General features: G+C 61.8%; 11 protein-coding genes and 1 pseudogene. 9 read left to right on the top strand and 3 right to left on the bottom strand.

Annotated features, from left to right (window positions below):
* Window positions 1-208 precede the first annotated feature (208 nt).
* The 3 genes from LRS56_10200 to LRS56_10190 all read left to right on the top strand — a co-directional run bounded on the left by LRS56_10200 (window position 209) and on the right by LRS56_10190 (window position 2,007).
* On the top strand, window positions 209-844 hold the full coding sequence (locus LRS56_10200; protein WDU64802.1) for a DUF3885 domain-containing protein: 636 nt from the start codon (window positions 209-211) through the stop codon (window positions 842-844).
* A 139-nt stretch (window positions 845-983) separates the two neighbouring features.
* Window positions 984-1,604, top strand: coding sequence for a LysE family translocator (locus LRS56_10195; GenBank protein ID WDU64801.1), 621 nt, complete (start codon window positions 984-986; stop codon window positions 1,602-1,604).
* Between the two features lie 10 nt (window positions 1,605-1,614).
* Window positions 1,615-2,007, top strand: coding sequence for an ester cyclase (locus LRS56_10190; protein WDU64800.1), 393 nt, complete (start codon window positions 1,615-1,617; stop codon window positions 2,005-2,007).
* Window positions 2,008-2,239: 232 nt separating this feature from the next.
* On the opposite strand, the gene LRS56_10185 is transcribed toward LRS56_10190, so the two are convergent.
* Window positions 2,240-2,935 (bottom strand): GntR family transcriptional regulator, encoded by a 696-nt coding sequence (locus LRS56_10185; protein WDU64799.1) that lies wholly within the window; start codon window positions 2,933-2,935, stop codon window positions 2,240-2,242.
* 2 nt (window positions 2,936-2,937) lie between these two features.
* Window positions 2,938-4,734 carry an allophanate hydrolase gene (gene atzF, locus LRS56_10180; protein ID WDU64798.1) on the bottom strand — a complete coding sequence of 599 codons (1,797 nt, stop codon included), beginning with the start codon at window positions 4,732-4,734 and terminating at the stop codon, window positions 2,938-2,940.
* A gap of 228 nt (window positions 4,735-4,962) precedes the next feature.
* Here atzF and LRS56_10175 point away from each other — a divergent pair, with 228 nt between their 5' ends.
* Complete coding sequence (locus tag LRS56_10175; protein WDU64797.1) at window positions 4,963-6,339, top strand: cystathionine beta-synthase; 1,377 nt, start codon at window positions 4,963-4,965, stop codon at window positions 6,337-6,339.
* Entirely contained in the window at window positions 6,336-7,502 is a 1,167-nt protein-coding gene (locus tag LRS56_10170) for a cystathionine gamma-synthase (protein WDU64796.1), read from the top strand. Before LRS56_10175 ends, LRS56_10170 begins: the two co-directional genes overlap by 4 nt.
* A gap of 115 nt (window positions 7,503-7,617) precedes the next feature.
* Here the strand turns inward: LRS56_10170 and LRS56_10165 are convergent, their stop codons facing one another.
* Window positions 7,618-9,816: an OsmC domain/YcaO domain-containing protein gene (locus LRS56_10165; protein WDU64795.1), complete on the bottom strand. Its 2,199-nt coding sequence runs from the start codon at window positions 9,814-9,816 to the stop codon at window positions 7,618-7,620.
* 163 nt (window positions 9,817-9,979) lie between these two features.
* Here LRS56_10165 and LRS56_10160 point away from each other — a divergent pair, with 163 nt between their 5' ends.
* From LRS56_10160 to LRS56_10145, 4 genes and pseudogenes are all read left to right on the top strand, one after another.
* A complete protein-coding gene (locus LRS56_10160) occupies window positions 9,980-11,545 on the top strand; it encodes a PAS domain-containing methyl-accepting chemotaxis protein (GenBank protein WDU64794.1) in 1,566 nt (521 codons plus the stop codon).
* 314 nt (window positions 11,546-11,859) lie between these two features.
* The gene (locus tag LRS56_10155; GenBank protein ID WDU64793.1) at window positions 11,860-12,372 is read left to right on the top strand and encodes a hypothetical protein; all 513 of its coding nucleotides are present in this window, start codon (window positions 11,860-11,862) and stop codon (window positions 12,370-12,372) included.
* 85 nt (window positions 12,373-12,457) lie between these two features.
* The gene (locus tag LRS56_10150) at window positions 12,458-13,078 is read left to right on the top strand and encodes a LysE family translocator (protein WDU64792.1); all 621 of its coding nucleotides are present in this window, start codon (window positions 12,458-12,460) and stop codon (window positions 13,076-13,078) included.
* 30 nt (window positions 13,079-13,108) lie between these two features.
* Window positions 13,109-13,576 (top strand): annotated as a pseudogene (locus LRS56_10145) (hypothetical protein).
* Window position 13,577: the final 1 nt, after the last annotated feature.

Raw genomic sequence — 13,577 nt, 5'->3', positions numbered from 1 at the left:
ATATCAGCCTCAAGTTGCGCGTGTTTATCGATTGGGTCGCGGAGTTGATGGCGCAGCATGCGCCTGTTGGGCGTGCATAGGGTTCTGGAGTACGTTATCCGGGTTGGGCCAAGCAATAAATATTGAGCGGCCTCCAGTGCTGGATTTTCGATAACATCGATAAACCACCGACAAGAAGGGTCGGCTTCGATTTTCAGGACGATACCCAGTGACGCTTAAACACAGAATTCTGCAAACTTTCGGTGAGAATATTTTCGACAGACCGCTGTTCTACACCTATCCAGGCGGGCTGCGTTTTGAGCTTTCAGAAGCGGGGAACTCCATTGAGCGGTTCCTTACGGCGTTACGTAAGGCGACCGCGATATGCCAAAAGATTTTCACCGCCGAAGACTCGCTGGTGATCACTTTGCGCGTCCACTCTGGAAGCAACGCGTTCAATCACCGGCAAACGCTCAGATCGCTGAGGTCCGCCGAAATCCACATCCCTGCGCAACGCTGGATATGGAGCGAGGAAATAGACCCGGGCGACTGGCTCAGTGAGTCTGAGCCCGAATATTGGCTCAACCTGGCATTCGAAGCGCCGGTTGCGCTGCTGGAGACTTGTTTGTGGTGTGCGTTGGCCAGCGACTTTCACGCCATAAAGCCTTCGCCTTGGTGCGACTTCTACCTGTTTAACCTGGACAAAAGCATTCTGGTATTACCTTACGACGACCGAGGAATGGACGTGGTGGGACCCAATAAGGAACTGCTGTCTGCACTCTACAGAGCACATCAGGCATACCTACTGGACTACGACCGTCCGATCATGGATCACACCTTCAGCATCACACCTGTGTCGCCATAATCCAGTGCCCTACGTGCAAGTAATGCGTTCGACGCAGATTTCGTTGTGATGATAAATTTCTGCAAGAGCCATTCATTGTCCAACCACACTCACTCCCCTTATCCTCCAACCTTCCCGCCCCCGCGATCCCGGAGCCGCCATGGACCTCGCCACCCTCGCCCTTTTCCTCCCCGCCTGCTTCGCCCTCAACATGGCCCCTGGCCCGAATAACCTGTTGTCGGTGAGCAACGCCACCCGCTACGGCTACGGCACCTCGTGCCTTGCCGGTATCGGCCGGCTGCTGGCCTTCGCCGGCATGATCGCGCTCGCCTCCGCCGGGCTGGCGGTGGTGTTGCAGACGTCGGAATTGTTGTTCTACGGGCTCAAGATCCTGGGTGCGGCGTATCTGTTTTATCTGGCGGTTCAATTGTGGCGGGCCAACCCCGAGGCAGAGGCGCAATCGGCGGGCGCTAAGGTGGGATTGTGGGCGTTGGCGCGTCAGGAGTTTCTGGTGGCGGCGGGCAACCCCAAAGCCATCCTGATCTTCACCGCTTTCCTCCCACAATTCGTGGTGCCCGGACAACCGGTCACCCCGCAGTTCGCCCTGCTGGGTGCGATGTTCCTGGTGCTGGAATGGGTCGCCATCAGCGCCTATGCGTATATGGGCCTGCATATGCGCCGCTGGTTTGCCGAGCCGCGGGGCAAGCGGATGTTCAACCGCTGCTGCGCCGGGTTGTTGTCGGCGGCGGCGAGCGTGTTGTTGATGGCGCGTCGCGCTTGAGGAAAAACCGATGACCGCAAACCAGCTCGCCGAGCTTTACCGTGGCTACATTGACTGCCTGAACCAGCAAGACTGGGACCGCCTGGGCCGCTTCGTCCACCCGGACGTGACCTACAACGGCATACGGGTCGGTCTGGAGGGCTACCGCGCGATGCTGGAGCGCGACTTCCGCGAAATCCCCGACCTGGTGTTTCGCATCCAACTGCTGGTGGCCGATCCGCCCACGGTTGCCAGTCGCCTGAATTTTAATGTCACGCCCAGAGGTGAATTCTTCGGACTGCCGATCAATGGCAAGAAAGTGAGCTTCGATGAAAACGTCTTCTATGAGGTCGTCGATGGCAGGTTTGCGCAGGTCTGGTCAGTGATCGACAAGGCGGCGATTGAACAGCAGCTTGTCGTCTAAACGCCAGCTCCCGACTGCACAGTGCAGCCGCGCCATGCCCACAAAACCACGCTACTGGAATGCCATCCTCAACAGCGCCTGCGGCTGGTATGTGGCGAGCGGGCTTGCCCGCGTTGGGCTGCGCAGCGGCCCCAAAAATCACCTGACGAGGTCTACCTGATACACCCGGTGCCTCTTTGATCAAGCTGCTGCGCAGCCCAACGCGGGGCAAGCCCGTTCACGGCTGAGGACATCAGCCCGACCTGGCCATATGCAACCTGTGCAAAGTGATCTCGCGCACCGCCTGCTTGCTGAGTTGGATATGACGTTCAAGCAACTGCTGCGCCAGCTCACCGCGCCGTTGCAGGATGGCCGTGAGTATTTGCCCATGCTCCTCGTAGGTCGCCGCAATCCGTGCAGCCTGGGTAAAGTCGAGCCGGCGAATGATGCGAATCTTTTCCGTAATACCGTAGTGCATGCGCGCCATTTCACGGTTGCCGGTAGCCTCCACCAACGCGCAGTGAAAGCGCTCATCCAGCGCGGACACCGCCTGAGTGTCCTGCAGGCGCTCGCTCGCCGCCACCAGCCAGGTGGCCTGCAGCGTTTGCAACACCGGGCTCGGCGCCTGCATCGCGCATAAACGGCTGACTGCCGCCAGTTCCAGCACGATGCGCAGGTCATACAGCTCTTCGAAATAGGCAAAGTCGAAGGGTTTGACTTGCCAGCCGCTGCGGAAATACACCTCCAGATACCCCTCCTTCTCCAAGCGATACAGCGCCTGACGCACCGGCGTGCGGCTGGCGTTGACGCGCCCGGCCACTTCGCCTTCGCTGAAGCGATCACCCGGCAGCAGGCGAAACTCGAAGATATCCGCCTTGAGCTGCGTATAAATCTGCTCCGCCAGGCTGTCCGGCCGCGCTTTGGCGGTTCTCGCCGTTGCCAGTTGCATGCTTACTCCCGGCTCGCAATAAAGGCGCGCCAGCCGCCGAACTCGGTGATATCAAGGGCATCGGCCAACGCCCAGGGCTCGCAGATAAAGCCTTTGACGCTGCGACCGTCCGCCAGCACCAGGTTGCCGATCCCCAACGGTGCGGGAATTTCGGCGACAAATTCGCCGAAACGCGCGATGGGCATGTCCCACAATTCGACGATGATCGCCCGCCCGCTGTCCGCTTTGGCCAGCCCCGGTTTGGGCGGGACGGTGCCTGGCAACGCGTAAAGACGGTAGTTGTCGCCAGTGTGGGTCTGTTCCACCAGCACCGCGTTGCGGCCAGTCAGCTGGAAATTCAGCGGCATACCGCGAAGGTGAGCGCCCACCACCGCCACGCGCACGGTGCCAGGCGCTTGCAGCGCCGCAGCCGCTGCAGGCAGGCGCCGTTGCGTGGCGCCCAGTGGCAGGTCGAGGCTGGCTTGCCAGCGTTTGCCCAGATGGGCCAGGGCACGGTCGTGCCAGGCCGGCGCGAGCAAGGTGATGCCGCTGGGCAAACCGTCGTCGCGCAGGCCGGCAGGCAGCGCCAGAGCCGAGAGGTCCGCCAGGTTGGTGAAGTTGGTGTAATAGCCGAACTGCGAGTTGTAGCGCACCGGTTCCTCGGCCATTTCCGCCTGGGTGCGAATCGTCGGTGAAGTGGGCACCAGCAACGCGTCAAAATCGGCCAGGCTGTGGTTGATGCGTCGGCTCAGTTCGGCGCGCAGGTATTCGGCCTTATAGGCATCACAGGCAGTGTATTGGCGCCCGCTTTCGACAATGCCGCGCACCACCGGGTTGATCGCCTCGGGTTGCTGTTCCAGCATGCTCTCCAGGGCGACGGTGCGCTCGGCGACCCAAGGGCCGAAATACAGTTGGTCCGCCAGCGCCTTGAATGGCGTGAAGTCCACCGGGGTGATGACTGCGCCCAACGCCTTGAAGCCCTCGACCGCCTGCTCGAACACCGCCTGGTTTGCGGTGTCGCCAAAAAACTCCAGGGTCGCCGGGATCGCCAGCTTGATCGCAGCGCCCACCGCGACCGGCGCGGTATTGGGGTTGGCACGCGAATAGGCATCACTGGCGTCATAGCCCTCGGCGAGGTGCGCCACGGTTTCGGCGCATTCCACGGTGAGCGCGAATACCGAGATGCAATCCACCGTGCGGCACGCGGGCACCAGGCCGGTGTTGGACAAACGGCCCTTGGTCGGCTTCAACCCCACGATATTGCTGAACCCCGCCGGCACACGCCCGGAGCCTGCGGTGTCGGTGCCCAGGGAAAACGCCACCAGCCCACGGGCCACCACCGATGCCGAGCCGGAGCTGGAGCCGCCGCTGACATACTCGGCATTAAAGCTGTTGTCCACCGCGCCATACGGCGAGCGCGTGCCCACCAGGCCCGTGGCGAACTGGTCGAGGTTGGTCTTGCCCATCAGGATCGCGCCGGCTGCGCGCAGCTTTTGGACGACAGAGGCATCCTGCGCCGCACTGTAGGCAAATTCGGGGCAGGCGGCGGTGGTTTCCCAGCCGGCCGCGTCAATATTGTCCTTGATCGCAAACGGCACACCGTACAGCGGCAATTGGGCGATATCGCCGCCCACTGCCGCCAGGCGCTCACTCAGTTGGGTGAGCTGCGCGGCCAGTTGCGCCGGTGTGGCGCGGGCGATCCAGGCCGTGTCGGCGGAGGGGTATCCAGCGGCCAAGGTCAGCAAAAGATCCGGAGTGATGGCGCCGCTGCGGTAAGCGCTTTGCCATTCGCCGACGGTCCAGCCTGTAGGGTTGTGCATGGGGAACTCCATCTTGTATCCAAGTTTGAATTTCTTAAAGCAAACCTCAGGCCAATCCCAAGGCCCAATGAATACGCGGATATGGCGTTACCGCGTGCGCACTGATGGCGCATCCCCCGTCGCCCATGCGCCAAAAAAGACATTCAGCGGACCGCCCGGTTGCGACCCGTCCGATACCGGCCTATGTTCCAAGCCATGCTTTGCATTTTGCTCTCCATAGGTGACGACATGCCCACGCCTTCGCGCCCCGCCGTACTCGAACTGATCGGTAACACACCATTGGTTCGGGTCAGCCGTTTCGATACCGGCCCTTGCACGCTGTTCCTCAAACTTGAGTCCCAGAACCCCGGCGGTTCCATCAAGGACCGCATCGGCCTGGCGATGATCGACGCCGCCGAACGCGATGGCCGCCTGCGCCCCGGCGGCACGATTATCGAAGCCACGGCGGGCAACACCGGCCTGGGCCTGGCACTGGTAGGCCGCGCCAAAGGCTACCGCGTGGTGCTGGTGGTGCCCGACAAGATGTCCACCGAAAAGGTGCTGCACCTCAAGGCCATGGGTGCCGAGGTGCATATCACCCGCTCGGACGTCGGCAAGGGCCACCCCGAGTATTACCAGGACGTGGCCGCACGCCTGGCCAAGGACATCCCGGGTTCATTCTTTGCCGACCAGTTCAACAACCCGGCCAACCCGCTGGCCCACGAAACCAGCACCGCGCCGGAGATCTGGGCGCAAACCCAGCATGATGTGGACGCGATTGTGGTGGGCGTCGGCTCGGCGGGCACCCTCACCGGCCTGACGCGCTTCTTCAAACGCGTGCAACCCGAGCTGGAGATGGTGCTGGCCGACCCGGTGGGCTCGGTGATGGCTGAATACAGCCGCAGCGGCCAGCTGGAAACGCCGGGCTCCTGGGCGGTAGAAGGCATTGGCGAGGATTTCATCCCCTCGATTGCCGACCTCTCCAGCGTGCGCCACGCCTATTCCATCAGCGATGAAGAAAGCTTCGACCACGCCCGCCAACTGCTCAAGGCCGAGGGAATTTTGGGAGGCTCGTCCACCGGCACCCTGCTGGCCGCCGCGCTGCGTTACTGCCGCGAACAGACCGCGCCCAAGCGCGTGGTCACCTTTGTGTGCGACACCGGCACCCGCTACCTGTCCAAGGTCTACAACGACCAGTGGATGAACGACGCCGGCCTGCTGCAATACAAGCACTACGGCGATTTGCGCGACCTGATCGCCCGCCGCTTCGAAGACGGCCGCGTGATCAGCGTGAGCCCTGACGACAGCCTGCTGACCGCCTTCCAGCGCATGCGCCTGGCGGATGTGTCGCAGCTGCCGGTGCTGGTGGAGGGCCGCCAACTGGTCGGGGTGATCGATGAATCCGACATCCTGCTGGGCCTGCACCAGGACGCCACGCACTTCACCTTGAACGTCGCCAGCGCCATGACCAACACCCTGCAAACCCTGGCCCCCAGTGCCAGCCTGGCCGAGTTGCAGGCGGAACTGGATCGCGGCCTGGTCGCGATTATCGCCGATGCATCGGGCTTTCATGGCCTGATCACCCGCGTCGACCTGCTCAACCACCTACGGAGATCCCTTGCATGAGTCAGCCCGATAACACTGCATTTGCCACCCGTGTGATCCATGCCGGGCAGTCCCCCGACCCGACCACGGGCGCGCTGATGCCGCCGATCTACGCCAATTCCACCTACCTGCAAGACAGCCCCGGTGTGCACAAGGGCTTCGACTACGGCCGCTCCCACAACCCCACGCGGTTTGCCCTGGAACGCTGCGTGGCCGACCTGGAGGGCGGCAGCCAGGCGTTTGCCTTCGCGTCCGGGCTGGCGGCGATTTCCACGGTGCTCGAATTGCTCGACGCCGGCGCCCATATCGTCTCCGGCAACGACCTGTACGGCGGCACCTTCCGCCTGTTCGACAAGGTGCGCCAACGCAGCGCCGGGCACCGTTTCAGCTTTGTCGACCTGAGCGATGTGTCGGCGTTTGAAGCCGCACTGCAGGACGACACGCGCATGGTCTGGGTCGAAACCCCGAGCAACCCGCTGCTCAGCCTCACCGACCTCAGCGCCATCGCCCGTATCTGCCGTGACCGCGACATCATCTGCGTGGCCGACAACACCTTTGCCAGCCCGTGGATCCAGCGGCCGCTGGAGCTGGGATTTGATGTGGTGGTGCACTCCACCACCAAATACCTCAACGGCCACTCGGATGTGATCGGCGGCATCGCCATCGTCGGCGACAACCCGGCGCTGGCCGAACGGCTGGGCTTCCTGCAGAACTCGGTCGGCGCCATCGCCGGGCCCTTCGACGCCTTCCTGACCCTGCGCGGGGTAAAAACCCTGGCGCTGCGCATGGAGCGCCATTGCAGCAACGCGCTGGACCTGGCCACCTGGCTGGAACAGCAACCCCAGGTGGCGCGGGTGTATTACCCGGGGCTCAAATCCCACCCGCAGCACGCACTTGCCCGCACACAGATGCGCGGCTTTGGCGGGATGATTTCAGTGGACCTGAACAGCGACCTGGCCGGTGCCACGCGCTTCCTGGAAAACGTCAAGATCTTCGCGCTGGCCGAGAGCCTGGGCGGCGTGGAAAGCCTGATCGAACACCCGGCGATCATGACCCATGCGAGCATCCCGGCGGCGACGCGGGCGCAGCTGGGGATTGGCGATGGTTTGGTGCGGCTGTCGGTGGGGGTTGAGGACGTGGAGGACCTGCGGGCAGACCTGGCCCAGGCCTTTGCGCGCATCTAACCGCAAAAATCGATCACCTGTGGGAGCTGGCTTGCCTGCGATAGCATCACCTCGGTACACCTGACACAACGCGGTGTGCGCATCGCAGGCAAGCCAGCTCCCACAGGAACGTAGGTCAGGCCGAAGTGATGTTGGCCCGCGCCGAGTGCAGCTTCTTGTAACTGTCGATCAAGCGCAAATGCCGGTCCAGGCCTTCCAGCTTCATGCTGGTCGGCGTCAGCCCGTAGAACCGCACGCTGCCATTGACCGAGCCGATCACCGCATCCATCCGCTCATTGCCGAACATGCGCCGGAAGTTGGCCTCGTAATCCGCCAGCTCCAGGTCGTCGTCCAGCTCCATTTCCAGCACCGCATTCATCGCTTGATAGAACAGGCCGCGCTCGGCCGTGTTGTCGTTGTACTGGAGGAACATCTCCACGCACTCCTTGGCTTCTTCGTACTGCTGCAAGGCGAGGAAGATCAGCAGCTTCAGTTCCAGAATGGTCAGCTGGCCCCACGCGGTGTTGTCGTCGAACTCGATGCCGATCAAGGTGGTGATATCGGTGTAGTCGTCCAGCTCGCTTTCGATCAGGCGCTCAACCAACGCGTTCAGCTCGGCGGCGTCGAGACGGTGCAGGTTGAGGATGTCTTCGCGGAAAAACAGCGCCTTGTTGGTGTTATCCCAGATCAGGTCGTCCACCGGGTAGATTTCCGAGTAGTCCGGCACCAGGATGCGGCAGGCGGTTGCGCCGAGGTGTTCGTACACCGCCATGTAGGACTCTTTACCCATGTTTTCGAGGATGCCGAACAGGGTCGCGGCCTCTTCGGCGTTGGAGTTTTCACCCTGGCCGCAGAAATCCCACTCCACAAATTCGTAGTCCGACTGGGCACTGAAGAAGCGCCACGACACCACGCCGCTGGAGTCGATGAAGTGCTCGACGAAGTTGTTCGGCTCGGTCACGGCCTGGCCTTCGAAGGTCGGCTGCGGCAGGTCGTTCAAGCCTTCGAAACTGCGGCCTTGCAGCAGCTCGGTCAAGCTGCGCTCCAGCGCCACTTCCAGGCTTGGGTGCGCACCGAACGAGGCGAACACGCCGCCGGTACGCGGGTTCATCAAGGTCACGCACATCACCGGGAATTCACCGCCCAGGGACGCGTCCTTGACCAGCACCGGGAAGCCCTGGGCTTCCAGGCCCTGGATGCCGGCCAGGATGCTCGGGTATTTGGCCAGCACCTCGGCCGGTACGTCCGGCAGTGCGAACTCGCCTTCGATGATTTCGCGCTTCACCGCCCGCTCGAAGATTTCCGACAGGCACTGCACCTGGGCTTCGGCCAGGGTGTTGCCCGCGCTCATGCCATTGCTGAGGTAGAGGTTTTCGATCAGGTTGGACGGGAAATACACCACCTCGCCGTCCGACTGACGCACGAACGGCAGCGCAACAATGCCGCGTGCTTCATTGCCGGAGTTGGTGTCGAACAGGTGCGAGCCACGCAGCTCGCCATCGCGGTTGTAGACCTTGAGGCAGTAGGCGTCGAGGATTTGCGTCGGCAACTCATCCTCAGGCCCTGGCTGGAACCAGCGCTCATCCGGGTAATGCACAAACGGCGCGTTGGCGATTTCTTCGCCCCAGAACTGGTCGTTATAGAAGAAGTTGCAGTTGAGCCGCTCGATAAATTCGCCGAGTGCCGACGCCAGCGCGCCTTCCTTGGTCGCGCCCTTGCCGTTGGTGAAGCACATCGGCGAGTGCGCATCGCGGATGTGCAGCGACCATACGTTCGGCACGATATTGCGCCACGAGGCGATTTCAATCTTCATGCCCAGGCCCGCGAGGATCCCGGACATGTTGGCGATGGTCTGCTCCAGCGGCAGGTCCTTGCCGGCGATGTAGGTGCCGGATTCGGAAGTGGCGCTTGGCATCAACAACGCCTGGGCATCGGCGTCGAGGTTTTCCACTTCTTCGATCACGAACTCGGGACCGGCCTGCACTACTTTCTTCACGGTGCAACGGTCAATGGAACGCAAAATGCCCTGGCGGTCCTTATCGGAAATGTCAGCGGGTAATTCCACCTGAATCTTGAAGATCTGGTTATAGCGATTTTCCGGGTCGACGATATTGTTCTGCGACAGGCGAATATTATCGGTGGGGATATTGCGCGTTGCGCAGTACAACTTCACGAAGTACGCCGCACACAAGGCCGACGAGGCCAGGAAGTAATCGAATGGCCCCGGCGCCGAGCCATCGCCTTTATAGCGGATCGGCTGGTCGGCAATCACCGTGAAGTCATCGAACTTGGCTTCAAGTCGGAGGTTGTCGAGAAAGTTGACCTTGATTTCCATGGGGGCACACCAGAATAACGGGCTATATAAAAATGGCCGCCATTATGAAGTGTTTCACCCACAAGTTTCAGGCTTTTGACCAGCGGCTGGCGAAATAGCCAATGTGCATTAATCTTCTGCCAGTTGGCGCCGATGGACTGAGTGCAACCAGGGAGTAGTCGGAATGCGCAACAACCAGCCAGTTACACAACGCGAGATTTCACTCGCGCCGCAACAAAAGCTCATCTCGGCGACGGATGTTCGAGGTGTGATCACTTACTGCAACGATGCCTTCGTCGATATCAGCGGCTTTGAGCGTGACGACCTGATCGGCGCGCCACAGAACATCGTGCGTCACCCCGATGTGCCGCCGGCCGTATTTGCGCACATGTGGGGTGCACTCAAGCAAGGTCTGCCGTGGATGGGCATCGTCAAGAACCGCTCGAAAAACGGCGACCACTATTGGGTCAACGCCTACGTCACACCGATCTTCGAAGGCAACAATGTGGTGGGTTTCGAGTCGGTGCGGGTCAAGCCCACGGCCGATGAAATCCGCCGCGCGCAGGCCCTGTACCTGCGCATCAGCCAGGGCAAGCCAGCAGTGCCGCGCCAGGATGCCTGGCTGCCGACAGTCGCCAGCTGCATACCGTATGCGGCAACCGCAGTCGCCGGCAGTGTTGCCGGGCTGTTTCTCAGTGCACCGCTGGCCATCGCGGTGGCTGTGGCGGTCGCCGTGCCGGTGGGGATGCTCTGCTCGCGCTGGCGCCAAAGCAGTACCTTGCGCCTGTTGGCGGGTGTCGAACCCTCGACCTCGGATGCCTTGATCGCCCAGATGTACAGCGACGCCCGTGGGCCCCAGGCCCGGTTGGAAACGGCGTTCCTCAGCCAAACCGCACGCCTGAAAACCTGCCTGACGCGCCTGCAGGACAGTGCCGAACAACTCAGCGCGCTCGCCGGGCAATCCGACCAGTTGGCCACGGCCAGCGCCAAGGGTCTGGACCGCCAGCGCGTCGAAACCGAGCAGGTGTCGGCCGCCGTCAACCAGATGGCTGCGACCACCCAGGAAGTTGCCAGCCACGTGCAGCGCACCGCCGACGCCACGCAGCAGGCCAATGGCCTGACCGGGCGCGGGCGCGAGGTGGCACGCGATACCCGTGAAGCCATCGAGCGCCTGTCCGCCGTGGTCGCCGAGACCGGGGTTACCGTGGCGCAATTGGCCCGGGACAGCGATGAAATCGGCAGCGTGGTTGACGTGATCAAAGGCATTGCCGATCAAACCAACCTGCTGGCCCTCAACGCCGCCATTGAAGCCGCCCGCGCTGGCGACATGGGCCGCGGCTTTGCGGTGGTCGCCGATGAAGTGCGTCAACTGGCCCAGCGCACGTCCCAATCCACCACCCAGATCCATGGGCTGATTACACAGCTCCAGGCGTCCTCCAGCAATGCCGTGCATAGCATGGAAAATGGCCAGCGCCAGGCCCAGGAAGGCGTGGCCTGGGTGCTGGAAGCGGACAAGGCGCTGGTGGGCATCAGCGAGGCCGTGTCGCATATCACCGACATGACCACCCAGATTGCCGCCGCCACCGAAGAACAAAGTGCGGTGGCCGAGGAGATCAGCCGCAACATCACCACCATCGCCGAGCTGGCCGATCAGACCTCGATCCAGGCCCATCAATCCACGGACCTGAGCAAGGAACTGACCAATACCGCGTCCACCCAATACGCGCTGGTTGAGCGTTTCAACCGCTGACCACCGGCCAAACAGCGCCCGCCATCGTGCATGACGGGCGCCGTGCTGTTTTTTTTCGACGAATCCGGCACCCTGTTCTAACCTTGCAAAGCGCCCCGACAGCTTAAGCTGTTGGTGGCCAAGGTCATGGATGAGAGAAGGACAAGCCGTAACGGAAGCTGGTGATCCTCGCCAAGTCGTAGCACAGGCCCAAGCAGTTGTGCACAGGGCGCAACCTGAATTATTCCCGCGATCCTCCCCTGCGTTATCCCCCCGCATTATGGCTTTGGCCCGGGCGATTGATCCCTTGTATCAATCCGCTAAGGAGTAAACCCATGAGTGACTCAACGATCCCTTCCAAAGACGACCAGCCCTTCATCCCTGAAGGCGCGCCCCTGCCTGCACGTGGCTCCGGCCAGGCCCTGCCGGAAAACAAGTGGTACAACCTCAAGCTCGACTACACCGATGACAATGGCGAAGTACGCAGCAGTTGGGCCTATTTTGTCGGCAACCAGGCCAGTTGGAGCTTTTGGGACTACATGAGCGCCACGCCGTCCAACGGCGATAAAGCCAAGTTCAAGAATGTCTCCACCGAAGACAACCGAATGCAGCTTGAGATGCAAGATGGTAACTACCTGTCGTGCCGTGCGGCCCCCCGCCTTTGGCTGTACCGTTCCACCGCGCACTACTCAGTGCGCTGGGAGATCGTCAACGGCCAGCTGTTCACGAGCTACCACGAGGGGCCGGTAGGCACTTCCCATGAGCGGGTCCTGGCGCCGGATGCGTACTACCTGCGCGTGGGTGGAACGCCGTTGACCAACTGCCAATGGGTCGAAGCCGCCGATTAATGGCGGTAAAGGCAGGGCCGCCCGTTTGCAGGGCGGTTCTGCCTGCGCTAACGTCCTTGCTCGTCCTTTTATGATGCCTGCGCCCATGTCCGTCGCCGACAACCTCCTCGCCTTCACCTTCGCCGCCACCCTGCTCACCCTCACGCCCGGGCTCGACACGGCCTTGGTCCTCAGGACCGCCACGGTGGAAGGCAAACGCCAGGCGCTGCAGGTCACGTTGGGGATCAACGCCGGTTGCCTGCTGTGGGGAGCTGCCGTTGCCTTTGGCCTTGGCGCGTTGCTCACCGTGTCGCAAGTGGCCTTCAACCTCCTCAAGTACTGCGGCGCCGCCTACCTGGCCTGGCTGGGCCTGAATATGCTGCTGCGCCCACGCCGCTCGTTGGCGCTCGCCGTGGTGGACGGCAAAGCCAGCGGCAACTGGTTTATCAAGGGCCTGCTGGGCAATGTACTGAACCCCAAGATAGGGATTTTTTACGTGTCGTTCCTGCCGCAATTCATTCCCCAAGGCCAATCGATGGTGGGCTGGACCTTCGGCCTGGTCAGCATCCATGTGGTGCTCGGGCTGGTGTGGTCGCTGGTACTGATCGGCGCCACGCAGCAACTGTCCGGATTCCTGCGCCGCGAGCCGGTCATTCAGTGGATGGACCGCACCACCGGCGTGATCTTTGTGCTGTTTGCCGCACGGCTGGCGTTCAGTAAGCGCTGAGCGCGAAGTGCATAAGGTGAGGACTCACTTATCCCAGGCGGATGGAAAGTTCGATGTCATCGGCAAAGGGCACAGACAGGATTTGCCAAGCGCAAACAGCCGCAGAAAGCCCGGCCCACCTAGCTGGTGGCCGCGATTATGTTCCAGCTACAGAGTGATGAATGCCAGCAAACCACGCAGATGCTGCGCGCAACTTTCGAAAAAACCGAGGAAACGCCGCTGGATCGTCTGCGCACGTTGGTGCACGCCTTTAGGAACTGCGGACGGGGGGCAGCAGGCATTTCAGACATTCATGCTGGAGTTGCTGCCGCAGGTATCGCCGGATACCCGCGCACTGGTGTGCGATTTGATCCTGACCACGCTCAGTTCAGTGGGCAAGGATTTTCCGGGAGCCCACGCACGGACGCAGAAATTACTGTTTATGCCGATGGGATGGCTGATATGTTTCGCGCTTACGTGATCATGCTGACGACGGCCCAACTTAGGATTCGTGATTAAC

Origin of the sequence: Pseudomonas poae (assembly GCA_028869255.1) — a bacterium.
Classification (GTDB): Bacteria; Pseudomonadota; Gammaproteobacteria; order Pseudomonadales; family Pseudomonadaceae; genus Aquipseudomonas; species Aquipseudomonas poae_C.
The sequence above is the reverse complement of the archived record's forward strand: the minus strand, read 5'-3'. Positions and strand labels throughout refer to the sequence as shown.

Coding starts and splice junctions, on each gene's coding strand:
- LRS56_10165 (WDU64795.1), bottom strand. CDS start 9,816: ATGGAAATCAAGGTCAACTTTCTCGACAACCTCCGACTTGAAGCCAAG.
- atzF (WDU64798.1), bottom strand. CDS start 4,734: ATGCACAACCCTACAGGCTGGACCGTCGGCGAATGGCAAAGCGCTTAC.
- LRS56_10160 (WDU64794.1), top strand. CDS start 9,980: ATGCGCAACAACCAGCCAGTTACACAACGCGAGATTTCACTCGCGCCG.
- LRS56_10170 (WDU64796.1), top strand. CDS start 6,336: ATGAGTCAGCCCGATAACACTGCATTTGCCACCCGTGTGATCCATGCC.
- LRS56_10155 (WDU64793.1), top strand. CDS start 11,860: ATGAGTGACTCAACGATCCCTTCCAAAGACGACCAGCCCTTCATCCCT.
- LRS56_10175 (WDU64797.1), top strand. CDS start 4,963: ATGCCCACGCCTTCGCGCCCCGCCGTACTCGAACTGATCGGTAACACA.
- LRS56_10150 (WDU64792.1), top strand. CDS start 12,458: ATGTCCGTCGCCGACAACCTCCTCGCCTTCACCTTCGCCGCCACCCTG.
- LRS56_10195 (WDU64801.1), top strand. CDS start 984: ATGGACCTCGCCACCCTCGCCCTTTTCCTCCCCGCCTGCTTCGCCCTC.
- LRS56_10185 (WDU64799.1), bottom strand. CDS start 2,935: ATGCAACTGGCAACGGCGAGAACCGCCAAAGCGCGGCCGGACAGCCTG.
- LRS56_10190 (WDU64800.1), top strand. CDS start 1,615: ATGACCGCAAACCAGCTCGCCGAGCTTTACCGTGGCTACATTGACTGC.